The 23,149-nt window shown below is 68.6% G+C and carries 17 protein-coding genes and 1 tRNA gene; 5 read left to right on the top strand and 13 right to left on the bottom strand.

The genetic code is table 11. The features are described from left to right. Positions 1–95: 95 nt before the first annotated feature. The 4 genes from BLU38_RS21260 to BLU38_RS21245 are packed head-to-tail and all read right to left on the bottom strand — an operon-like array spanning position 96 to position 2,789. On the bottom strand, positions 96–866 hold the full coding sequence (locus BLU38_RS21260) for an SCO1664 family protein (protein WP_231919968.1): 771 nt from the start codon (positions 864–866) through the stop codon (positions 96–98). A 49-nt stretch (positions 867–915) separates the two neighbouring features. Continuing rightward, entirely contained in the window at positions 916–1,506 is a 591-nt protein-coding gene (locus BLU38_RS21255) for a DUF3090 domain-containing protein (RefSeq protein WP_091527406.1), read from the bottom strand. Positions 1,507–1,530: 24 nt separating this feature from the next. Then, entirely contained in the window at positions 1,531–2,286 is a 756-nt protein-coding gene (locus BLU38_RS21250; protein ID WP_091527405.1) for a histidine phosphatase family protein, read from the bottom strand. After that, positions 2,283–2,789: a winged helix-turn-helix transcriptional regulator gene (locus BLU38_RS21245; protein ID WP_091527404.1), complete on the bottom strand. Its 507-nt coding sequence runs from the start codon at positions 2,787–2,789 to the stop codon at positions 2,283–2,285. The genes BLU38_RS21250 and BLU38_RS21245 overlap by 4 nt, the downstream gene beginning before the upstream one ends. Before the next feature lie 88 nt (positions 2,790–2,877). Here BLU38_RS21245 and BLU38_RS21240 point away from each other — a divergent pair, with 88 nt between their 5' ends. Beyond that, on the top strand, positions 2,878–3,642 hold the full coding sequence (locus BLU38_RS21240) for an SDR family oxidoreductase (protein ID WP_091527403.1): 765 nt from the start codon (positions 2,878–2,880) through the stop codon (positions 3,640–3,642). Here BLU38_RS21240 and BLU38_RS21235 read toward each other — a convergent pair. Continuing rightward, positions 3,624–4,154, bottom strand: coding sequence for a flavin reductase family protein (locus BLU38_RS21235; protein WP_091532905.1), 531 nt, complete (start codon positions 4,152–4,154; stop codon positions 3,624–3,626). The two genes, BLU38_RS21240 and BLU38_RS21235, sit on opposite strands and share 19 nt — an antisense overlap. A gap of 228 nt (positions 4,155–4,382) precedes the next feature. Between BLU38_RS21235 and BLU38_RS21230 the strand changes: the two genes are divergently transcribed. Beyond that, positions 4,383–5,222, top strand: a complete 840-nt coding sequence (locus tag BLU38_RS21230) for an undecaprenyl-diphosphate phosphatase (protein WP_091527402.1) — start codon at positions 4,383–4,385, stop codon at positions 5,220–5,222. A 397-nt stretch (positions 5,223–5,619) separates the two neighbouring features. Here the strand turns inward: BLU38_RS21230 and BLU38_RS21225 are convergent, their stop codons facing one another. Together BLU38_RS21225 and BLU38_RS21220 are read right to left on the bottom strand one after the other, a co-directional pair. Beyond that, a complete protein-coding gene (locus BLU38_RS21225) occupies positions 5,620–6,666 on the bottom strand; it encodes an LLM class F420-dependent oxidoreductase (RefSeq protein ID WP_091527401.1) in 1,047 nt (348 codons plus the stop codon). Between the two features lie 106 nt (positions 6,667–6,772). Further along, on the bottom strand, positions 6,773–7,552 hold the full coding sequence (locus tag BLU38_RS21220; protein ID WP_091527400.1) for a sulfite exporter TauE/SafE family protein: 780 nt from the start codon (positions 7,550–7,552) through the stop codon (positions 6,773–6,775). Positions 7,553–7,777: 225 nt separating this feature from the next. Between BLU38_RS21220 and BLU38_RS21215 the strand changes: the two genes are divergently transcribed. Continuing rightward, a complete protein-coding gene (locus tag BLU38_RS21215; RefSeq protein ID WP_091527399.1) occupies positions 7,778–8,755 on the top strand; it encodes an aldo/keto reductase in 978 nt (325 codons plus the stop codon). Here the strand turns inward: BLU38_RS21215 and BLU38_RS21210 are convergent. From BLU38_RS21210 to BLU38_RS21185, 6 genes are all read right to left on the bottom strand, one after another. Beyond that, complete coding sequence (locus BLU38_RS21210; protein WP_091527398.1) at positions 8,752–11,190, bottom strand: polysaccharide lyase 8 family protein; 2,439 nt, start codon at positions 11,188–11,190, stop codon at positions 8,752–8,754. The genes BLU38_RS21215 and BLU38_RS21210 overlap by 4 nt on opposite strands. A 142-nt stretch (positions 11,191–11,332) precedes the next feature. Continuing rightward, a complete protein-coding gene (locus BLU38_RS21205) occupies positions 11,333–11,557 on the bottom strand; it encodes a DUF5703 family protein (RefSeq protein WP_091527397.1) in 225 nt (74 codons plus the stop codon). Between the two features lie 24 nt (positions 11,558–11,581). Further along, positions 11,582–12,922: a M20/M25/M40 family metallo-hydrolase gene (locus tag BLU38_RS21200; RefSeq protein ID WP_091527396.1), complete on the bottom strand. Its 1,341-nt coding sequence runs from the start codon at positions 12,920–12,922 to the stop codon at positions 11,582–11,584. Positions 12,923–12,958: 36 nt separating this feature from the next. Beyond that, positions 12,959–13,720 carry a VIT1/CCC1 transporter family protein gene (locus BLU38_RS21195; protein ID WP_407939616.1) on the bottom strand — a complete coding sequence of 254 codons (762 nt, stop codon included), beginning with the start codon at positions 13,718–13,720 and terminating at the stop codon, positions 12,959–12,961. Between the two features lie 43 nt (positions 13,721–13,763). Continuing rightward, positions 13,764–14,699 (bottom strand): cytidine deaminase, encoded by a 936-nt coding sequence (locus tag BLU38_RS31830; RefSeq protein ID WP_231919966.1) that lies wholly within the window; start codon positions 14,697–14,699, stop codon positions 13,764–13,766. A gap of 44 nt (positions 14,700–14,743) precedes the next feature. Further along, positions 14,744–21,274, bottom strand: coding sequence for an Ig-like domain-containing protein (locus BLU38_RS21185; protein WP_091527395.1), 6,531 nt, complete (start codon positions 21,272–21,274; stop codon positions 14,744–14,746). A gap of 373 nt (positions 21,275–21,647) precedes the next feature. Between BLU38_RS21185 and BLU38_RS21180 the strand changes: the two genes are divergently transcribed. Together BLU38_RS21180 and BLU38_RS21175 are read left to right on the top strand one after the other, a co-directional pair. Continuing rightward, positions 21,648–21,733 (top strand) — tRNA-Leu (locus tag BLU38_RS21180). A gap of 259 nt (positions 21,734–21,992) precedes the next feature. Further along, positions 21,993–23,111 carry a M24 family metallopeptidase gene (locus BLU38_RS21175; protein ID WP_091527394.1) on the top strand — a complete coding sequence of 373 codons (1,119 nt, stop codon included), beginning with the start codon at positions 21,993–21,995 and terminating at the stop codon, positions 23,109–23,111. The last annotated feature ends 38 nt before the right edge of the window (positions 23,112–23,149 follow it).

Below are 23,149 nucleotides of genomic sequence, written 5' to 3'. Positions count from 1 at the left end.
CGCCACCCTACCGACCTGTCGTCGGGCCCGATCCGAACGGGGCCACCATCCGAACGGGCTGGATCAGTGGGAATCGGCCAGAAGGGTGGCCACGATCAGAAGGGCGGCCACGGGATGGTGTGCCAATCACCGTGCGGATACGGCATCCGTCCGGTGGTCAGCAATTCGTAGCCACGTTCCAGCAGGGCGTCGATCTCGTCGGTGTCGAGCAGGTCACCGACCTCATCGGCCGCTCCGTCCAGCACGGTGGTGATCATCGCCCGTTCGGTGTCGGACAAGGTCTCCCCGGACCATCCCCAGAGCAGGGTGCGCAGCTTGTTCTCGGTGTGGAAGCAGATCCCATGATCAACACCGAACACCCGGCCCTGGCTGGCCAGGATGTGACCGCCCTTGCGATCGGCGTTGTTGACCAGCGCATCGAAGACGGCCATCGTCCGCAGCCGCTGATCATCGGCATGGATCACCGCGATCGGGCTGTCGTCGGCGGCGTACCCCTCGACGATCGGGAACCAGCCCGTCGCCGGCACCTGATCGATGGGCACCAGGTCGACCACCCGGTCGACCTCGTCCTGGGCGGAGTCCACCCAGACCTGCATCGAGCCGACCCCGAACGGCCCGTCGACAAGGGTGGTCACCGGGACGACGTCGAAGCCGCCCAGCCGAGACACCCGGTAGGCGGCCACCTCGCGGAATCCCAACGTGTGCTCGGGAAAGTCCCACAACGGACGTTCGCCCTTGATCGGTTTGTAGACGCCCTGGAGTTGATGGCCGTCGTCACCGGTGATCCGGGCCAGGAAGGTCTGGTTGGACGCCTGACGGAGTCGTCCGATGATCTCCATCTCGCCGTCGCCGGGCTCACTGATCAACGCCGGATGATCAAGACGGGATGATGCAACCGGAGGATCCGGGACGGCTTCAGAAGAGCGGTCGGCGATAACCATTGGCCCTGGGGCAGATATGGCCATCGGCGTCGATGGGCTGCAGACAGAACGGGCAGGCGGGCCGGCCGGCGTCGACCAGTGCCTGGGCACGGGCGATGAAGTCGCGCGCGTATGCCGGGCTGATCTGGACCACGATCATCTCGTCGGCATCGACCTCGTCGTCGACCTCCGGGGACACCGGCTCTGCCGGGCCGCCCTCCTCGGCCTCCGGCTGGTCGACGTTGGAGAACAGCTCGATCACCAGCTTGTTCTCCCCCGGGTCCCAGGCGATCGTCATCGTGCCGACCCGGAACTCCTCGGTGATCGGCGCGTCCAGCGGTGAGATGTCCGCGGCCTGCTGGACCGGTGGCGGCACTTCGGCCTGCCCGCTACTGCGGCGCAGTACCTCGTCCAGCACCCGTTCCAGATGCTCGGCGAGGACGGAGACCTGCTGCTTCTCCACCACCACACTGGTGATCCGGTTGCCCTCGCGGGCCTGCAGGAAGAACGTCCGCTCCCCCGGCTGCCCGACCGTCCCGGCGACGAACCTGTCGGGCGAGTCGTAGCGGTGCACAAGAATCGCCATGGGATCTAGCCTATGCCCGGCCGGTCAAGCCAGGTCGTCGGCGCCCATTCCGCCGCCGACAGCGGCGTCGCTCGGCCGCGCCGCGGGCTGCCGGGCAGACTTCTTCTTCGCCGACTTCCGGCCTGGCTTCTTGGGGGCCGGTTTGGGCATCAGCGATGCCAGATCCTGACCGACGGTGTTCATCCGCAGCACGAACGGCCGGGACGCGGCGTAGTGGATCACCGAGATCGAGGCCGGATCGACCATGATCCGCTGGAAGCTGTCCAGATGCATGCCCAGCGCGTCGGCCAGGATCGCCTTGATGACGTCGCCGTGCGAGACGGCGACCCAGATCGCATCGTCGCCGTGCTCGGCGGCGATCTTGGCGTCCCAGGTCCGGATCGTCGCGGTGGCTCGGGCCGACATCTCCGTCATCGCCTCGCCGTCGGGGAAGCGGACCGCCGACGGCTGCTGCTGCACCGTCCGCCACAGGTCCTCCTTGGCCAGCTCCCGCAGTTTGCGGCCCGTCCAGCTGCCGTACCCGCACTCGATCAGACCGGCTTCGGCAATCACCGGCAGCCGCTCGGCGCGGGCATCGACGACGGCCTTGGCCGTCTGCCGGCAGCGGCGCAGCGGTGAGGAGACGACGGACGCGATCGGCAACGGCGCGATCCGCTCCGCCGAAGCGGCCGCCTGACCGATCCCGACATCGTCCAACTCGACGCCGGGTGTCCGACCGGCGAGCACGCCGGTCAGGTTGGCTTGGGTCCGGCCGTGCCGGAGGAGCAGCACCGTGGTCACGATGGGGACTGTACGTCAGCGCCCGCATCGGCTGCGGCTCGCCGGGTCGGTGTGTGTTCGGCGTGCACCTGGTCGGGACGCAGCGTGCGCCCGCGGTCGTCGGTGAACCGGACCGTCACCGGCCTGCCCTCGTCGCTGCGGAATTCGACGTACGGGTCGTCGCCGTGCTGCACGTTGACGTCGGCCCACTGCTTCAGAGCGATCAGGGCGACCAGCGAGTCGCTCCCGGCATCGGTCAGCCGGTAGCGATCACGGGCACGTTGCCCGGGCTCCCGGTAGGACTCCCTGGTCATCAGACCGGCGTCGACCAGTCGGGTCAATCGGGAGGTCAGGACGTCGGGGGCGATTCCGAGCGCGTCGCGGAAATCGGAGAACTTCGTCGCGCCGGCGAGCGCCTCCCGGAGCAGCAGCAGGGCCCACTTGTCACCCAGCACGGCAAGGCCGGCCGACAGCGAACAGCTCCTGCTCGCAGCCTCGACCCTGGGTGATCCGGTGTGTGCCATGTCTCAAGTATGCCCCTGAGTTGGAAAACCGGATTCAGGTGACCTAACTTGGTTTCACCTATTCAGCTCAGGCCTTGGAGGCACCCCCATGAAGATCGCTGGATCCACTGCACTGGTGACCGGAGCCAACCGCGGCCTCGGCCGCGTGTTCGCCGAGGAGCTGCTCGAACGCGGCGCCACCAAGGTCTATGCGACCGCCCGCAGACCCGAGTCGGTCGACATGTCGGGGGTCGAGGTGCTGCGGCTCGACATCACCGATCCGGACAGCGTGGCGGCCGCAGCCGCAGTCGCCGGTGACGTCGATCTGCTGATCAACAACGCCGGGATCGCCACGGCACAGAACGTCGTCACCGGCGATCCGGACGCGCTGCGGGCCGAGATCGACACCCATCTGTTCGGCACCCTGTCGATGGTCAAGGCGTTCGCGCCCGCCTTGGCCCGCAACGGCGGCGGCGCGATCGTCAACCTGCTGTCGGTGGTCTCCTGGCGGGCGATCGCAGGCAACAACGCCTACCACGTCGCCAAGGCAGCCGAATGGGCGCTGACCAACAGCATCCGGCTGGAGTTGGCCGAACAGGGAACTCTGGTCACCGGCCTGCACCTGGGTGCGACCGACACCGACATGATGCGCGGTTTCGGCTGGGACATCCCGATGAACGACCCGGCCGATGTGGTGTCAGCTGCCCTGGACGGCGTCGAGCACGACGAACTCGAGGTGCTGGCCGATGACTCGAGCCGACAGGCCAAGGCCGCGCTCGCCGAGGACCCCCGCTCGGTCTATCGGGAGTTGACGGGCGCGGATCCGCTCGACCTGGTCCGCCCCGGTGAACAGGTTCACCAGGACGGGAACTGATACCTGCCACGCAGGTAGCCCAGCGCCTGGTCGGCCTCGGTGAGGTCGGCCAGCACCACCTTCTCGATCCGGGCCCGGACCAGCAGTGCCCAACCGGCCCGTTCGGGTTCGCCGTCCAGCAGCCTGGCCCCGATCCAGGCGGGTGCGCCCTCGGCCACCGGGCCCCATTCGGTCTGCCCCCATCGTCCGGTGCGGAATTTGCCACCGGGTGATGGGGTCACGCCGGCGAAGACGTCGGCGATCTGACGATGCTGGCCGCCCAGCACGCTGATCGCCACTGTGCCGGCGTCGGCGATCGACTCCCCCAGACTCGATTCGGGATTCACCAGGCCGATCACCTCGCCGGGGTCGCCTTCGGCGATGATCATCGAGGAGACGGTCAACCCGGCACGGTCCCGTTCCGATCCACTGGCCCAGATCGTCACCGGCGCGTTCAGTCGACCGCGTGCACGGCGGATCGGGTCGCGGTCGGGTTCGGGGGTCAGGAACGGGTGCTCGGCGTGGATCGACACCACTCCTTTGTATCCGACACCGTTCGCCGATCCTCCGCTCGGTCCGCTCGTCGGTCGGTCCGGCGGTCGGTTCAGTGGTCCGAGCACGGTCGTACCGGCGTCGTACTGCGGGCCGAATTCCACGTCATCCGGCACCGGATCGGTGCGCCAGCTTGGGGCGAACGGCTCCGACAGGACAAGATGGCGAGCGCCGATGGACGGCGTACGTGGTGCGAAGGTGGGTAGCAGATGGGTTGGTTCGAGGCATTGGTTCTCGGCATCGTGCAGGGACTCACCGAATTCCTCCCGATCTCCTCCAGCGCGCACATTTCGATCATCGGTCAGTTGTTCGGCGATGCCGACCCCGGCGCCGCATTCACCGCGATCATCCAGATCGGCACCGAAACCGCGGTGATCGTCTACTTCCGCAAGGACATCGGCCGGATCATCAAGGCCTGGTTCCTGGCGCTGATCGGCAAGATCGACCGCAGCGACCCCGACGCCAGGATGGGTTGGCTGGTGATCATCGGCTCGGTCCCGATCGTGCTGCTCGGCCTACTGCTGCAGAACTGGATCGACAGCACCTTCCGCAATCTGTGGATCACCGTGGCGATGCTGGCCGGCTTCGGTCTGGTGATCGGGGTGATCGACAGCCTGAGCAGGCAGCAGCGCAAACTCGAGGACCTGACCTGGAAGCACGGCATCCTCTACGGTCTGGCGCAGTCGTTGGCGCTGATCCCGGGCGTCTCACGGTCCGGCGGAACGATCACCGCCGGTCTGGCGATGGGCTACACCCGTGAGGCCGCGACCCGCTACTCCTTCCTGCTGGCCATTCCCGCCGTGATGGGCGCCGGCATCTACCAGTTGTACGAGGCGCTCACCGGCTCGGCGGCCACCCAGGTCTCCTGGGGTCCGACCATCCTGGCCGGCGTCGTCGCCTTCGTGGTCGGTTTCATCATGATCGCCTGGATGCTGAAGTTCGTCAGCACCCACAGTTTCTGGCCGTTCGTGATCTACCGGATCGGCCTGGCCCTGGTGGTCGCCGCGCTGCTGCTCACCGGCGTGCTGGATCCGTTCGGCAGCGCGTAGATCACCCGCGGGTGCGATGCGTCGCAGACCGCGCCCTACAGCAGATTCGCGAGCCCCTTCAGGGTCGTCGATCGAGCCGGGCCTTGCGCACCTCGGCAGACTCAGCGCCCCGGCCAGGTTGCGCGCCCTTCGACATGCTCAGGGACCTCGGTCGGGAGCGTTCCCTTCGACCGGCTCGTGGACGTCGGTCACGTTCGATCGGCACCGGCGAGCAACGCAAGCCGTGGCACAGACTGCCGTTCGGTGCGGCTGAGGGGCGCTGGGTGGGTCGGGCGTTTGCAACTCAGCCCTGCGGGCTTGCGAGCAGGGGTGAGGCTGCGAGGGCGGGCGCCCCCTCAGCCGTACCGAACGGCACCCCCGCACCAAGATCGCGAAGACAACCGATCCATCGACGGGCTCAGGCGACGCCGGAGCGTTCGTAGGCGGTGGCGATGGTAGTGAGCGCGGCGAGTTTGGTCTCGACCGTCCCGTATGGGCTGACCGCACAGGTGGTCAGACCGGAAGCGGCGAAGGCCTGGAGGCGTTCGGCGAGCCGGCCGGTGTCACCGACCAGCGAGGTGTCGTCGATGAACTGCTGCGGCACCGCGGCCATCGCGTCGCGTTGCCGTCCGCCCAGATAGAGGTCCTGGATCTCGGCGGCCTCGGCCTCGTATCCCATCCGGACGGCGAGCCGGTTGTAGAAGTTCTGTTCCCGGCTGCCCATGCCGCCGATGTAGAGCGCGGCGTACGGCCTGATCGGGTTGGCGGCCGCTGCGGCGTCGTCGCCGATCACCAGCGGCACGGTGGCCATCACGTCGAAGTCGTCCAGGGTCTTGTTGATCTTGGCCCGACCGGCCTCGATGTGCCGGAGCTGCTCGGCGGCGAAGTCGGGCGCGTAGAAGATGCCGAGCCAGCCGTCGGTGAGCTCGCCGCAGAGCTCGAGGTTCTTCGGGCCGACGGCGGCGAGATAGCGCGGGATCCGTTCACTGACCGGCTTGATCATCAGCTTCAACGGCTTGCCCGGTCCGTCCGGCAACGGCAGCGGGAAGTGCTTGCCCTGATGGGCGACGGTTCTGCGGTCCAGGGCCAACTCGAGGACCTCCAGGTATTCCCTGGTCCGGCCCAACGGCGCAGCGAACCGGACGCCGTGCCAACCCTCGGAGACCTGCGGACCGGAGACACCGAGACCCAGCCGGAAGCGGCCGCCGGACAGCCGGTCCAGGCTGGCGGCGGTCATCGCGGCCATCGCCGGGGTCCGGGCCGGGATCTGCATCACCGCAGCGCCGAGTCCGATCGTCGTCGTCTGCCCGGCGAGCCAGGCCAGCACGGTCGGCGTGTCCGAGCCGTAGGCCTCGGCGGTCCAGACCGAGTCGAAGCCGAGGTCCTCGGCATGCCGGGTCAGCCGAAGTTGATCTTGAGGATCATCCGATCCGACCATGTATCCGAGATTGAGAGCGAGCCGCATGCAGCACACGGTAACCCGCACCAGCCCCCGTTCCCGCGCACCGTGGCAGTGCCAGCGCGCGGTACAGCATGCGCGGGGACGGCGAAAGTGCGCGGGAACGGCAGGGTTACTGGGTGAGGAGCCGGACGATGGCGGCCAGGCCGATGATCACGATGATCACCCGTAGTACGGTCGGCGGCAGCTTGCGGCCGATCTTGGCGCCGATCAGACCACCGATCGTCGAGGTGACGGCCAGGATGCCGACCACCGGCCAGCTGATCGGGGCGACGAAGGCGTAGATCGTCCCGGCCACCAGATTGACCACAGCGCTCAACACGTTCTTGAAGCCGTTCAGCCGTTGCAACGGCTCGGACAACATCAAGCCCATCACACCGACCAGCATGATCCCCTGGGCGGCGGTGAAGTAGCCGCCGTAGATGCCGATCAGGAAGATCAGGAAGTACAGCAGTGGCGCGTGCCGGGTCCCGGCATCGGGTCCGACGGGCACCTCTCCGGACTCTCGGCGTCGGCGGACCCAGCGGGTGAGGAACGGTTGCACCGCGACCAGCAGCACGGCCAGCCCTACCAGGACCGGGACGATGGCCTCGAAGGCGTCGGGAGGCAGTGACAGCAGCAGGATCGTGCCACCGATGGCGCCGATGAAGGAAGCGATGCTGTAGCGGATCAGCCGGTTGCGCTGGCCGGTCAGCTCGTGCCGGTAGCCCCAGGCGCCGGTGACGGTGCCGGTGATCAGGCCGATCGCGTTCGAGGTGGTGGCGGTGACCGGCGGGTAGCCCAGCGCGACCAGTACCGGGAACGTGACCAGGGTGCCGGAACCGACCACCGTATTGATCGTCCCCGCCCACAGCCCGGCCAGCGCGATCACCACGATCTCCCACCAACTCACAAGCCGCAACCTTAGGAGACTGCTGAACAATCTGCCCTGCTGGCCCGGTGCGCTGCACGCACATCGGCGGCGTTGCGCTCCTTCAACGTGCTGACGCACGCCCTCAGGCGCGCGCCGTGCCGCTGCACGCACATCGCACCGCTCGCGACGGGCACATTGTTCAGCACCCTCCTTGGGGTCGTCCAACGCGGAGATCGGGACCGGCAGGCGTTAGGGTCGTCTCCCATGGAGACCCGGCGTGTCGGCAGCAGCGGACTGGAGGTGTCCCGACTGGGGCTGGGCACCCTGACCTGGGCCCGGGACACCAGCGCCGAGGACGCCCGAGACCTGTTGACCGATTTCTGTGCCGCCGGTGGCAACCTGATCGACACCGCGGCCGCGTACGCAGCCGGTGACGCCGAGCGGCTGATCGGCAAGCTGACCCGCGATGTGGTCGACCGCGACGACCTGGTGATCGCTACCAAGGCCGGGTTCGCGATCCGCAACGGCAAACGGATCACCGACACCTCCCGGCGGGCGCTGTTGCAGGACCTGGAAGGTTCGCTGCGCCGGCTGGACACCGACCGGGTCGACATCTGGCAGGTGCACGCCTGGGGCGCGGCCCCGTTGGACGAGACGCTGTCCGCACTCGACCACGCGGTGACCAGCGGCAAGGCCCGCTACGTGGGCATCTCCAATTTCGTCGGCTGGCAGACCGCCCAGGCGGCGACCTGGCAGCAGGCGGTGCCGGGACGCGCGGCGATCACCAGCACCCAGGTCGAATACTCGCTGCTGGCCCGCCGGGCCGAGGTGGAAGTACTGCCGGCGGCCCGCGAACTGGGGCTCGGCATCTTTCCCTGGTCGCCGCTGGGCCGGGGTGTGTTGACCGGCAAGTACCGGACCGGGATCCCCCGCGACTCCCGCGCGGCCAGTGATCACTTCTCCTGGTTCACCGAACCGTATCTGCAGACCCGTTCCCGGGCGATCGTCGAAGCGGTCGCCAAGGCAGCCGACGGGCTGGACCTGGATCCGTTGCAGGTGGCCCTGCTCTGGGTGCGTGACGCGCCCGGGATCACTGCCCCGCTGCTCGGTGCCCGGTCATCAGCCCAGTTGAAGGACGCCCTGGCCGTCGAGGGCAAGGCGTTGCCGACGGAGATCGCGACCGCCTTGGACGACGTGTCCGGCGGCCGGATGGCCGCCCGGCCGACCAGCCCGTTGCGCTAGCCGAGCTCGACCACGATCCGCTGGGTGCTGCCGGCCTGCCCGGTGAGGCTGCCGAAGGTCACCGCCAGTTCGTTGCCGGTACGGGTCGCGGTCACGGTGTCGGGCGCTGAGATGACCCGGCTGACCTTGCGTTTCCAGATCAGGACGGCCGAGGTCAGCTGCCGACCCGGATCGGCCACGCAGATGGCAGCCCTGCCTCGCTCCTCGCTGATCAGCACCGAGGCCGGAGCGGACATCGCCAGGTCACCCAGCTGTCCGGCCTGCCAGAAGTTGATCGCCGTCACCTTGCCGGTCGGCATCGAGATCCCTTGCTGGGCAGCGGAATTGGCCAATACGCGGACCTTGCTGCGCAGCTCACGGGCGTAGGCCTCGGTCTGTGTCCGGCTCGCCCCCGGAAGTAGCAGGTAGCCGTACCCGGCATCGTCGGGTTCGACGCCGTGATCGGTGGTCAGGGTGAGGTAGCGACGGGTGATCGGATCGGTGCTGCCACCGTCGTTGATGTCGTGCCAGGTCCCGGTCCGTTCATCGCGGAGCGCGGTCAATACGGTCGGCTGCAGGAACACGTAGCCGGCGTGACCGTCCAGGTGGGCCCAGCCCGGGTGGTCGAAGGTCTTCGTCCAGCCCTGGGTTCCGGGCTGTCGGACTCCGTCGACGAGCAGGTCTGCTGTGCCCTGCTCGCCGAGTGCCCGATTGTCGATGATCGTCTCGGCGGGCTCGGCGTCACGCGAGCCGATGCCGGCGCCCAGGCAGACGATCGCGTCATCCAGGCAGAACCAGGATTTCCTTGCCTTCAAGGTGCTCTGGAAGCCGATCAGGTGCTGGCCGAAGGCGCCGAACGTGCCGTCACCGGTGCCGCCGACCCAGGCCGCGTCGGGTGTCGGATTGGTCCACGGGCCGCCGGCCTCGTCGGCGAGGCGTTTGGTGGACACCGTGGTGCCAGGCAGCCGATAGGGATCGACGGTCGGCCAATAGGCATCGGAGTACTGCCCGAGATCATCGGCGGTCCACCACTGCAACCAGCCAGATCCGGTGTGCCAGCCACGCTTGTTCTCGTGGTTGCCGGTCTCGTAGTAGGCGATCCGTTCCGAGGCCGCGGAGATCGCTGCGGCCCAGCCGGGTCGGCGGTGGGTCGCTCGGTCCATCTGGGCGAAGACCCGGTGCTCGACGGGTTCATCCCGCGGGTCGACGGAGTCGTCGTTGATCACCTGCAACATGTCGGCCAGTCCGACCAGGCTCAGACCGGCTCCGACCGCCTCGTCGTAGTCGTCCCGCTGGGCCCACCCCTTGATCATTCCGCGCCAGCGCCGGGCCTGCTCGGCGTCTGCGCCCTTGGCGATCAATGCGATCGACGGCAGCACCGAGTGCCCCTTGGCGTGATCACTGCTGGTTTGGCGGGTGATGCCTCGCCCGGAGACGCAGTCCATCATCAGACCGTTGTAGATGAACGGTGCCAACGCATTGTCGATGGTGTCCAGGAAGAGTGATCGATTCGGGTCGGTGATCTCGAAGCTGCTACCCCGCAACAGGGCGAAGAGCCGTCCGAGCCCGCTGACCAGGACGGCGCCGTAGCCACCGATATAGGGGATCTTGCTGTGCTGGATGAATGATCCGTCGGCGTAGTAGCCGTCCCCGGTGGTGACGTAGGGAAAGACCGGCGACAGCGCGTCCCGGGCCAGCGTCAGCCGATCGGCGTTGTCGGCCAGCAGGCTGCGCAGGATCACGCTCAGGCACAGGTCCACCCGGTTGGCGCCGGTGCTGGTGCCGGTGTAATGGTCAAAGGTCGAGTCCGGAACGTAGTAGTCGACCGCGGCGGCGTACCGGCTGCGTTGTTCGGTGGTCAGTTCGTCGAAGATCAGGATCGCCGTCGTCATGAGGTCCTGGGCGCCGCCGATCTGGAAGTTCCACCAGTTCCCGAACCGGGCCAGGCCGTCGGCGTACACCTCGGTGTTGAGCTGGTCGAGTCCGTCGATCACCGCCTGGGTCGCGGTGCTGTCTCCGGTCAGCCCGGTCCCCGGCTGGCGGACCGCCTCGGCGATCTGCCGCAACCGGGTGATCGTGGTATTCATCCGGGCCGAGTAGTTGAACGAATCGGTGTCGGTGTCCGGGTCCGGGTCGTGGTAGTTCAGGTCCGGCCAGAGCGAGCCCGCTGCCGGGGCGAGACCGTCCAGATAGCGCCGGGCGGTCTCGCCGACCGCTCGGAGTTTGCCGGCGAACGGCTCCGCGTCCGGATCGAAGCCGCTGCCGAGGAAGAGGTCGGTCCAGGTGCCGCGCAGGGTGCCGAACTCGGCTGGGTCGGCAACTGCCGGGATGGTGCTCCGGCTCGGCAGCACGACCAGTCCGGTGGCCAGTGCGCCACTGCCGGCCAGCACCGTGCGCCGACTCAGCCGCGGAGGTTGCTGATCATCACCGGAGACTGCGGCGTCGGGGGTCTGCATGTTCGCTGAACCTACCCGGACCGCCCGAACCGGGCCAGCCCTATACCGTCCCCGCCCCTCACCGCTGACCCGTCAGTTTCTCCCCGACACGCCGGGCGTGTCGGGGAGAAACTGACGGGTCAGCGGTGAGGGGCGGGTGGGTTCAGGAGCCGAGTAGGCGGTCGAGGTCGGGGTCGAGGGTGGATCGCACCTTGATGATCTTGCGGCGGATCCACACCTCGCGGGTGCCGTCGCGGTAGCGGCGCAGTCGGGTCAGCTCCCAGCCGCCGTACTCGGCCTGGTCGGTGAGCAGTCTGCGGACAGCACCACGGGAGAGATGGCGGCCCAACCGGACTCGCTCGACCTGGTACTCAACGGGCTGTTTCATTGCCGCTTCAGGCTAGTACCGAGATCAAGCGATCGCGAGGAACTTGTCCAGAACCCGGGCGCCGAATTCCAGCGAATCGGTCGGCACCCGCTCGTCGATGCCGTGGAACATGCCGACGAAATCGAGGTCGGCTGGCAGCCGCAGCGGCGCGAATCCGTAGCAGCGGACACCGAGCCGGTCCCAGGCCTTGGCGTCGGTGCCGGCGCTGAGCAGGTACGGCACCGCCCGCGCTCCCGGATCCTCGGTCAGCAGGCTGGCCTGCATCGCCTCGGTCAGCGCACCGGCGAACTCGGTCTCCACCGACGGCAGGTCGACGGCGTGTTCGTAGCGGACCTTCGGCCCGATCAGTTCGGTGATCGTCTCCAGGAACTCCTCCCGGCCACCCGGCACCGTTCGGCCGTCGATCGCCGCCGTCGCCTGCCCGGGGATGACATTGTGCTTGTAGCCGCCAGCGATCATGGTCGGGTTGGCGGTGTTGGACATGGTGGCGCCGATCATCCGGGAGATGCTGCCCAGCTTGGCCAGGGTCTCCTCGACGGTGTCCGGATCGAGTTCGATCTCCAGCGCCTCGGAGATCGCATCCAGGAAGGCCTGCTGGGCCGGAGTGATCCGGTCCGGCCACTTGTAGCTGCCGATTCGCGACACCGCGCCGGCCAGCTCGGTGACGGCGTTGTCGTCATTGCGCATCGAGCCGTGGCCGGCGGTGCCGTCGGCGATCAGCTTGAGCCAGTTCATGCCCTTCTCGGCGGTCTGGATCAGGTACAGCCGAAGATCATCCTTGATCGTCAGCGAGAAGCCGCCGACCTCGCCGATCGCCTCGGTGCAGTCCTTGATCAACTCCGGATGTTGATCAACGAGCCACTGCGATCCCAGCGAACCGCCGGCCTCTTCGTCGGCGGTGAACACCAGCCGGATCGGCCGCCGCGGCGCGACGCCGGCTCGGGCCCGAGCACGGACGACGCTCAACACCATCGCGTCGAAGTCCTTCATGTCGACCGCCCCGCGTCCCCAGACACAGCCGTCGGTCACCTCGCCGGCGAACGGATCGACCTGCCAGTCGGCGGCGTTGGCGGGGACGACGTCCAGGTGGGCGTGGATCAGCAGCGGCGGCGCATCGCGATCGACGCCGTCGGGTTCCCAGTTGGCCACCAGGCTGGTCCGCCGCGGCGCGGACTCGTACAGCTCGCTGGCGATGCCGACCTCGTCCAGTAGGCCGGCCACTCGTTCGGCGGCGTCCCGCTCCCCCGGTCCCGGCTCAGGACCGTAGTTGGACGTGTCGATCCGGATCAGGTCGCGACAGATGTCGACGACCTCGGCGTCGGGTGCGTACTGCTGTTCAACGGCCGGCTGGGAGGGTACGGTCATGCCCCGATTCTGTCATCGCCCTCAGGTTCGACCCGATCAGAGGGTGCCGACCAGTCGTCCGATGATGTAGGTGACCGTCATCGCGACCGCCCCGCCGAGGACGTTGCGTAGGATGGCTCGCCGAGCCGGCGCCCCACCGAGGCGGGCACTCACCAGACCCGTGCACGCCAGCGCGATCACCACCGCGGCGAAGGTCAGCGGGATGCGTACCAGCTCCGGGGTGAGGACGATCATCAGCAGCGGCAGCAATGCGCCGACGGTGAAACTCAGCGCCGACGCGAGGGCCGCCGTGAGGGGATTGGACAGGTCGTCGGCGTCGATCTTGAGCTCGGCGTCCAGATGGGCACCGAGCGCATCCTTGGCGGTCAGCTCTTCGGCGACCTGGCGGGCCAGCGGCTCGGACAGCCCCTTGTCCCGGTAGATGCCGGCGAGCTCGTCCAACTCCTCCTCCGGCATCTCGGCCAGCTCGCGCTTCTCCTTCTCGATCAGCGCCCGTTCGGTGTCGCGCTGCGTGCTGACCGAGACGTATTCACCGGCAGCCATCGACAGCGCGCCGGCCACCAGTCCGGCCAGACCGGCCAGGCCGATGGCGCCGCGGCCGACCGAGGCGCCGGCCACACCGACCACGATGCCGGCGACGGAGACGATGCCGTCGTTGGCGCCGAGCACACCGGCCCGCAGCCAGTTCAGCTTCTGGTTGATGCCGCTGCCCTGCGGCTCGGCATGCGTCGAGCGGTCCTCGCCGTCGAACGGCCGGCCGTGGTCCGCGGTGGGCATCGTCTGGGTCATGGGCGCCATTCTAGAAGCTTCTTTGGAATGATTCCAGAAAACTGAGCCTTGCCTAACTCGTCGCCCCGGCCGTACCGGTCCACCCGTCCGGCAGATCGTCGGCGAAGGCTGTCATCCAGTAGTGCGGAAGGACGGCGCTGAGCGGTTCCCAGCTGACGACGGTCGGGTCGTCCGGGATGGTGACGGCGACCCGGACGTCCGGGCCGTGGATCGCCAGCCGTTCCCGGCAGACCCCGCACGGGCTGAGCACGACGAAGCTGCCGTCCCCGCGGCGATGCAGACAGATCGAGGCGAGGATCGGTTGCCCCAATCGGTACGCTGCCGCGAACGGCTCCAGTTCGTGGCAGCTCTCCACCGACGGGTTCAGCACCTCGGGCGCGGTGCCGGTCAGGATGGTCCCGTCCGCGAGCAACATGGCCGCGGCCCCGGCCTCCTGACCATCGGCGAACCGCTCGGTGATCAAGGTCCGGCAGGCTTCGGTGACGTCGGAGAATCGGCTGGCCTGCTCCTCAGCCGGTCCGGGGGTGCGGCGGCGGATGATGTTCATCGCGATCATCGTCAGTACCGGCTCGTCGTCGGCGTTGATCATCTCGATCCGGGTCCGGACGACGCCGCGGTCGGGTTTCGATCGTGACGGCCGGGCGTCGAGCACCGTGAACCGCGCCGACAGGATGTCCCCCGGCCGGACCGGCCGCAGCCAGCGCAGCTCGTCCACCCCGGGAGATGCCAGGCTCGCGGCCTCGTTCAGGAACGAGGTCGCGAACACCCGCATCATCAACGCTGCCGTGTGCCAGCCCGATGCGATCAAGCCACCGAACGGTCCGGCCGCCGCCCTCTCGACGTCGACATGGATCGACTGTGGGTCGAACTCGCGGGCGAACCGCAGCACATCCGCCTCGGTCACCCGCTCCGCACCGAGCCGGACCTGCGTGCCCGGCCGGTAGTCCTCGAAGTAGCGCTCTTCCACAGCGGTGTCGAATCCGGTCACAACGCCATTCTGTCGCCGCCGATCCGTTCAGTCCCGGCCGCACCTCATTTCAGCGCCTGCCGTCGGCGGATCAGGACCAGCCCGCCGAGCAACGCGACTGCACCGAGCAGGCTGATCCAGAGCATGCCCGCCGGGCTGCCGGTACTGGCAAGGCCACCGCCGTTCCCGCCGCTCCCTGCCGGCATGGTGCCAACGGGCTGGTTGCCGCCAGGCTGATTGCCACCGGGCAGATTGCCGCCGGGCTGATTGCCACCCGGCTGGTTGCCGCCGGGCGACGAGCACGGAACGGCGAACTGCACCGGATCCGAGGCCGACGAGCTGACCAGCAGCGTGCTCAACGTCGTGGCGGCCGACATCCGGACGGCCGATTGCGTAGCGACAGCACTGTAATCACCGCAGCCGAGATCGGTCGGCACCGCGACCGACCAGGTGCCGTCGACGCCGACCTCGGCGCTGCCGATCGGACGACCGTTGACACTGACCTGGACGGTCGCGCCCGGTTCGCCGGTGCCGCCGATCACCGGATTGCCGGGATCCAGTTGGCCGCCGTCGGCGGGCTCGGTGATCACCGGCGGTGCCGGCGGCTCGGTGTTGATCACTGTGAACCCGGATTCGACCGCCTCACTGGCGTTGCCGGCGGCATCGGTCTGGATCGCGGTGACCCGGTGCTCGCCGTAGCCGAGAGCGTCGGTGATCGGGATCGACCAGGAGCCGTCCGCGTCGACCTCCACCGTTCCCACCTTCGTACCGTCCACCTCGACTTCGACGATCGCACCGGGTTCGCCGGTGCCGGTCACCACCGGCGTCCGGTCACCGATCGTCGAGCCGTCGACCGGGCCGGTGATGGTCGGCGGATCGACCTGGGTGTCGACGGTCACCGTGGCGGTCGTCGGATCGGATCTGTTGCCGACCTGGTCCGTCTGGACCGCGGTGATCATGTGCTCACCGTCGGCGAGCGGATCGGTCACCCGGACGCTCCAGTTGCCGTCGTCATCCACCTCGACGGTGCCGAGTTGGTTGCCGTCGACGCTCACAGTGACGGTCGAGCCCGGCGTGCCTGTGCCGGAGATCACCGGGGTGTTGTCGCCGGTGGTCGAGCCGTCGGCCGGCTGGTCGATCACCGGTGATCCCGGAGCGATGGTGTCGATGGTGAACCCGACCGGTTCGGATTCGTCCGAGACGTTGCCGGCCGGATCGGTCGCGGTAGCGGTGATCACGTGCGGACCGTCCAACAACTCGGTGCTGACCAGACTCCAGGTGCCGTCCGCGCCGACCACAGCCGTCCCGATCTGATCGCCGTCCTCGTCGGTGACGGTGATCGTCGCGCCGGGCTCGCCGGTGCCGGTGATCGTCGGCGTACTCGTCGCCAGTTTCGCGCCGTCGGCCGGTCCGGTGATCACCGGAGCGTCCGGGGCTGCGGTGTCGACGGTGAAACCGACCGGCTCCGATGCCGGGGAGGTGTTGCCGGCCGGGTCGGTCTGGGTGGCGCTGGCGGTGTGATCACCGTCAGCCAGCGGATCGGTCAGCTCGACCGACCAACTGCCGTCCTCGCCGACCACCGCCGTACCGACATCGTCGCCGTCGATGATCACGGTGACGGTGGCGCCCGGCTCTCCGGTGCCGGTGATCACCGGAGTGGCGTCGTCGGTGGCAGCACCGTCGACGGGTGAGGTGACGGCGGGTGCCGCCGGCGCCGCGGTGTCGACGGTGAACGTCACCGGATCCGATGCCTCGGAGGCGTTCTGGGCGGCATCGGTCTGGGTTGCGGTGATCGTGTACGTACCATCGGCCAACGCGTCCGGGGTGAGGCTCCAGTTGCCGTCGCCGTCCACGGTCGCGGTCCCGAGCACGGTGTCGCCCGAGGTCACGGTGACCGTCGCCCCCGGCTCGCCGATGCCGGTGATCGCCGGCGTGGAGTCGTTGGTCGACGATCCGTCGGCCGGTGATTCGATCCCGGGCGGCGCGACATCGGAGTCGATCGTCACGGTGACCGGGTCGGATACCGGGGATGCGTTGCCCGCCGGGTCGGTCTGGCCCGCGGTGATCACGTGATCACCGCCGGTCAGCGGCTGATCGTCGGGCACCGTGATGCTCCAGCCGCCGTCGTCACCGACGATCACGGTCCCGATCGATGCGCCGTCGACGAAGACCTCGACCGTCGCGCCGGGTTCACCGGTACCGGTGATCGTCGGCGTGGCGTCGTTCAGGGCGGCGCCGTCGGCCGGTGAACTGATCACCGGCGCGGCCGGTGCGGTGGTGTCGACGGTGATGGTCACCGGATCGGCCGCGGGTGAGGTGTTGCCGGCGGCATCGGTCTGGGTGGCGCCGATGGTGTGCTCGCCGTCGCCCAACGGTTCGGACGGGGTGAAGCTCCAATTGCCGTCGTCGTTGACCTGGGTGCTGCCGACGACCTCGCCGTCGACGGTGATCTCGACGATCGCGCCGGGCTCGCCGGTACCGGTGACGGCGACCGGATCGGCGTTGGTGACCGCACCGTCGGCCGGGCCGGTGATCACCGGCGCCTGCGGTGCGGTGCTGTCGACGGTGACGGTCACCGGATCGGACGGGTCGGAGGTGTTGTCGGCCGGGTCGGTGGCCGTCGCGGTGATCTCGTGATCACCGTCGGCGAGCGGCTCGGTCGGAGTGAACGTCCAGCTACCGTTGTCGTCCGCGGTTGTCGTACCTGCTGGGTCGCCGTCGATGATCACGGTCACCGTCGAACCAGGCTCGGCCGTACCGGAGATGTCCGGGGTCTGCTCACCGGTCACGCTGCCGTCGACCGGTTCGGTGATCACCGGCGGTTCCGGAGCGGTGGCATCGACCGTGACGCTGACCGGATCGGAGACCGGCGAGCTGTTGCCGGCCGGATCGGTCTGGGTCGCGGTGATCTCGTGGGTTCCGTCGTCCAACGCAGAATCGGCGGGTACGTCGAAGGACCAGCTGCCGTCGTCACCGACATCGGCGGTGCCGACCGGCTGTCCGTCGATGATCACCGTGACGGTCGCCCCCGGTTCCCCGGTACCGGTGATCGTCGGGGTCGGGTCGGTCAGGGTGGAACCGTCTTCCGGGCCGGTGATCGCGGGCGCCTCGGGTGCGGTGGCGTCGACGGTGATGGTGACGGGTTCCGACGGGTCGGAGGTGTTGCCGGCCGGATCGGTCTGGGTCGCCGTGATCTCATGATCACCATCGCTCAACGGGTCGGTGAGCGGAAGCGTCCAGCTACCGTCGCCGTTCACGGTCGTGGTGCCGACCTCGGTGCCGTCGACGCTGACCGACACTGTCGCACCGGGCTCGCCGGTGCCGGTGACGGTGGGCAGCGGATCGTTGGTGGTGCTGCCGTCGGCGGGCGCGGTGATCACCGGGGCATCCGGCGCCGTGCTGTCGACAGTGAAGATCACCGGGGCCGAGGCCGCGGATTCGTTGCCCGCTTCGTCGGTCTGGGTGGCGGTGATCGTGTACGTGCCGTCCGCCAGCGCGCCCGGGGTCAGCGACCAGTTGCCGTCGGCGCCGACCTCGGCCGTACCCAGCTCGTTGCCGTCGGAGTCGACGACGGTCACGGTGCTGCCGACCTCGCCGGTGCCGGAGATGGTCGGCGTCGGATCGGTGGTGACGTCGCCGTTGCCGGGCTCGGTGATCACCGGGGGCCCGGCCGCGGTGGTGTCGACGGTGAAGTCGACCGGGTCGGACGCGCCGGACACGTTGCCGGCCGGGTCGGTCTGGGTCGCCGTGACGGTGTGCTCGCCGTCGGCCAGCGCGTCACTCGGATCCAGCGACCAGGTGCCGTCGTCGCCGACGTCGGCGGTGCCGATCACCGTACCGTCGATGCTCACTTCGACAGTGGCGCCGGGCTCCCCGGTGCCGACGATGGTCGGGGTGTTGTCGGCGATCGTCGATCCGTCGGCGGGCCCGGTGATCACCGGCGCCTCCGGTGCGGTCGTGTCGACGGTGAACGTCACCGGCTCCGAGGGGACCGAGCCGTTGCCGGCCTCGTCGGTCGCGGTCGCGGTGATGGTGTAGGTCCCGTCGTCCAGGGCATCCGCTGCGAAGCTCCAGTCTCCGCCGCCGTCCGCGGTTGCGGTGCCGAGCTCGGTGCCGTCCGCGGTGGTCACGGTCACCGTCGCGCCAGGCTCTGCGGTACCGCTGATGGTCGGGGTGCTGTCGCCGGTCACCGAGCCGTCGGCCGGCGTAGTGATCACCGGCGCGTCCGGTGCGGTCGTGTCGATGGTGAACGCGACCGGTTCGGACTCGCCGGACGTGTTCCCGGCAGGATCGGTCTGGGTCGCGGTGGCGGTGTGGTCGCCGTCGGCCAGCGGAGCCGGGACCGGCAGACTCCAGTTGCCGTCCTCGTCGACGGTCGTGGTGCCGATCACGTCGCCGTCGACGGTGACCTCGACCGTGGTGCCGGCCTCCCCGGTTCCGCTGATCGTCGGGGTGCTGTCGTTGCTGGTCGAGCCGTCGGCGGGCGCCGTGATCACCGGTGCGTCCGGAGCTGTGGTGTCGACGGTGAAGGTGCTCGGAGCCGAGGTCGGCGAGTCGTTGCCGGCGCTGTCGGTCGCGACCGCGGTGATCGTGTAGTCGCCGTCGGCCAAGGCATCCGGGGTGAGGGTCCAGATGCCGTTGTCGTCGGCCGTCGCCGTGCCGAGCTCGGTGCCGTCGTCGGAGCTCACGGTCACCGTGGATCCCGGTTCTGCCGTACCGGAGATGTCCGGGGTGTCATCGGCGGTGACCGACCCGTCGGCGGGTGCGGTGATGGTCGGGGTTGCCGGGGCGACGGTGTCGACAACGAACGACGAGGTCGTCGGGTCGCTGCGATTGCCTGCCGGGTCGGTCTGGGTCGCGGTGATCACATGGCCGCCCTCGCCGAGGGCGTCGGTGACGTCGATGCTCCAGGTGCCGTCGTCGTTCACGGTCGTGGTGCCCAGTGACGTGCCGTCGACCAACACCTCGACATTCGCTCCGGGTTCGCCGGAGCCGGTGATCGTCGGCGTTGCGTCACCGATCGTCGACCCGTCGGCGGGTGCGGTGATCTCCGGTGCGTCCGGCAGCTGCGTGTCGACGGTGAAGGTCACCGGGTCCGATGCCTCGGAGGTGTTGTTCGCGTCATCGGTTGCGGTGGCCGTGATCGTGTAGGCACCGTCGGCCAGCGGATCGTCGGGAACGAGGCTCCAGTTGCCGTCAGCATCGGTGGCCGCGGTTCCCAGCACGGTGCCGTCGTCGGTCGTGACGGTGACCACCGAGCCGGCCTCCGCCGTTCCGCTGATCGTCGGCGTCGCGACGTTGGTCGAGCTCCCGTCCGGCGGGCCGGTGATCACCGGTGGCCCCGGTGGAGTGGTGTCCAGCACGGTGAAGTTGACCGCGTTCGACGGGTCGGAGCTTGCTGTATCGGTGGCCTGGGTGGCAGAGATGGTGTGCGATCCCTCGGCCAACGCAGAGTCTGGTTGCAGTGACCAGGTCCCGTCGTCACCGACCACCGCCGTGCCGATCACGTCGGCGCCCTCGACGACGGTCACTGTGGCGCCCGGAACTCCGGTGCCACTGATCGTCGGCGAACCGTCGGTCTCGGCGCCGTCGGCCGGCGCGGTGATGGTCGGGGCGTCCAGCCGGTCACATTCGACGCCGTCCGGAGCACCGGTAGCGGTGGCGTTCAGCGGCAGCAGGCCGATGTCCAGGCTGGCCAGCGAAACGCCGCCGAGGGCGGTGATGCTGCCGGTGATCCGCAGGAAGCTCGTACTCGCCGATCCCGTTGCTCCCGACGACAGATCCTGCAACGACCCGACCGAGATGTCGAGGTGCACGTTGGCGACCAGCGGGATCGTCAGGTCGACCGGGAGCGTTCCGCCGGCCCGCAGGGTGGTCGTCGTCCCGCCGACGGTGACCGCGACTGCGTAGTTGTTGGCGGTCGCCGTCCCGGTGGCGCCGTCCGAGGTCGCGGTGATGCGCGGCTGATCGAGCACGTGCAGCTGCACCAGGCCGTTGATCAACGATGTGTCTGCGAGAACGCCGGAACTGGTGGACACGACGGACCCGTTGTCCAGGTGGGTCTCGCCGGTCGTCGACGCGGCGCCGAGTTCCAGGATGTCGATCCCGGTGATGCCCAGCGCGGCACTCGCCAGGCTGGTGGTGGAGGTGGCGATCGGGCTGCCGTCCGGTACGCACATCGCTTCTCCGGGCCAGCGCGTCGCGCCCGTTCCGGTGATCACGCCGGTGTCCAGGAGCGGCGGTACGTCGACCTGTCCGAGCCCGACGTCGTAGTTGTCGGTGGCCGTCCCGCTGTCCGAGGCGGCCGTCCCGGACGACACCGCAATCGGGATTCCGACGGCATCAGCCTCCAGATTCGCCGACTCCGCCTGAGCCCGAGGGTCGCCCGAACTGGCGACGTCGGTGCTGGAGTGACCCAGCGCCGCACCGATCGTGAGACCCGCAGCAGTCACATCGAGCCCCAGCACGTCGCCGTGGGTTGTGCCGCTGTAATCGGCGGGCAATGGATCGGCTCGGGACACCAGGGTGCTGATCGGAATCAGCAGAATGGCAACAACGGCGACGGCAAAGGCGCGAAAGCCCAGACGACGAAGCATGGAATGACCCTTCGGGGGAAAAGGGAGACGTCAGGAGATCAGAATCCAAGCACAGTTCACGCCGCGCTGAGTAGATCTTGAGAAAAATTCTTGAATGGCATTGCCGAATCCCCACGCAGATCAGCCTGATGTAATCCCATCCGCCCCACCGGTCAACTTTCGACCCTCCTGTCACATCCGCACTTGACCCGCTTCGACAACCTTTGGGCGTCGACCCCGCAGCACGACCGGCCGACCGAAGATGCATCAGCTACCCGTGCTCGAGGCGTTCGATCGCTCCCCTCCGGCATCACTCCCGGATCGTTGACGGCCCGACTTTGGAGCACAGCAGCTCGTTGCTATAGTTCATCCGCCGCTGCACGCGGCGACCCTCGTCCGGGTGGCGGAATTGGTAGACGCGCTAGCTTGAGGTGCTAGTGCCCTTCACGGGGCTTGGGGGTTCAAGTCCCCCCTCGGACACCGCAGCAATCCTTTCTGACAAGTAAAGTCAGCGCTACAGCCTCGGCCCCGTCGGGCCGGGGCTGTCGGCATTTCCACGGCGTCGGCGGAATCGACACGTCGAGCCCGCCCGGCCGCTACCCCACTTTGATTCCACGCTCACGGTCTCGGAAAGCCTCGAACAGCAGGAAGAGGTTGATGACCATCGGCAACGCAAACGTATCCGCTGCTTTGCTCATCCGCCGCTGATGGCCTGGTCCGGTGGCGATAGGTTGCGGTCATGTCCTCTGCTGCATCGACGCCCGCCGGCTTGCGGCGCCGGATCGATCAAGTCCGTGAGCGGGCCCGGAAGGGCGGCCTCTCGGCGGTCATGATCACGCCGGGTCCGGACCTGGGCTACCTGACCGGGCTGAGCACGCACTCACACGAACGATTGACCGCGCTGGTGATCCCGTCCGATGCCGTGCTGCCCGTCGCGTTCGTCTCGCCCGCCCTCGAGTTCGCCGACATCGGCCGAGACCGCTTCGACGCCCTCGGCATCGAGGTACGGATCTGGCGGGACGAGGACGACCCCTTCCGGCTAGCGCTGCGGGATCTGCCCCCTGGCCCGATCGCGGTCTCCGACCTGACGCCCGCACTGCACACGTTCGCGCTGCGGGATGCCGGCGCCGGCGACCTGGTCCTGGCCGGTCCCGCAGTCGCCGACCTGCGGATGCGCAAGGACAGCGCAGAGCTCGCCGAGCTGGGCGCGGCCGGCGCCGCCATCGATCGGGTGCATGCCCGGGTCGCCGACTGGTTGCGCCCGGGTCGTACCGAGCGTGAGGTCGCCGCCGACATCGCCGCCGCGATCGTCGAGGAGGGACACGCGACGGCAGAGTTCGTGATCGTCGGCTCCGGTCCGAACGGCGCCAATCCGCATCACAGCGCCTCGGATCGGGTCCTTGCCCGCGGAGACCTGGTCGTCGTCGACATCGGCGGGCCGATGCCGTCCGGCTACTGCTCGGATTCCACACGCACCTACGCACTCGGGACACCCGCACCGGCGGTCGGCCAGGCCTACGCCGTGCTGCAGCAGGCGCAGCAGGCGGCGGTCGAGGCCGTGCGCCCGGGGATCAGCGCCGAGTCGGTGGACCGGGTCGCCCGTGACATCATCACCGCGGCCGGTTTCGGTGAGAACTTCATCCACCGCACCGGACACGGCATCGGCCTGGAGGTGCACGAACATCCCTACATCGTCGAGAGGAACCAGACCGTCCTCGAGCCGGGGATGACCTTCAGCATCGAGCCGGGCATCTACGTCGCCGACACCTGGGGTGCCCGGATCGAGGACATCGTCGCGGTCACCGCATCCGGCGTCGAGGCACTGAACAAACGACCGCACGAGTTACTGGTGCTCTGATCAGTCGGCTCCAGTTCTGATCAGTCGGTGCCGTTCTG

The organism is Microlunatus soli, assembly GCF_900105385.1.
Classification (GTDB): Bacteria; Actinomycetota; Actinomycetes; order Propionibacteriales; family Propionibacteriaceae; genus Microlunatus; species Microlunatus soli.
This window is presented reverse-complemented; position numbering and strand designations above follow the sequence as displayed.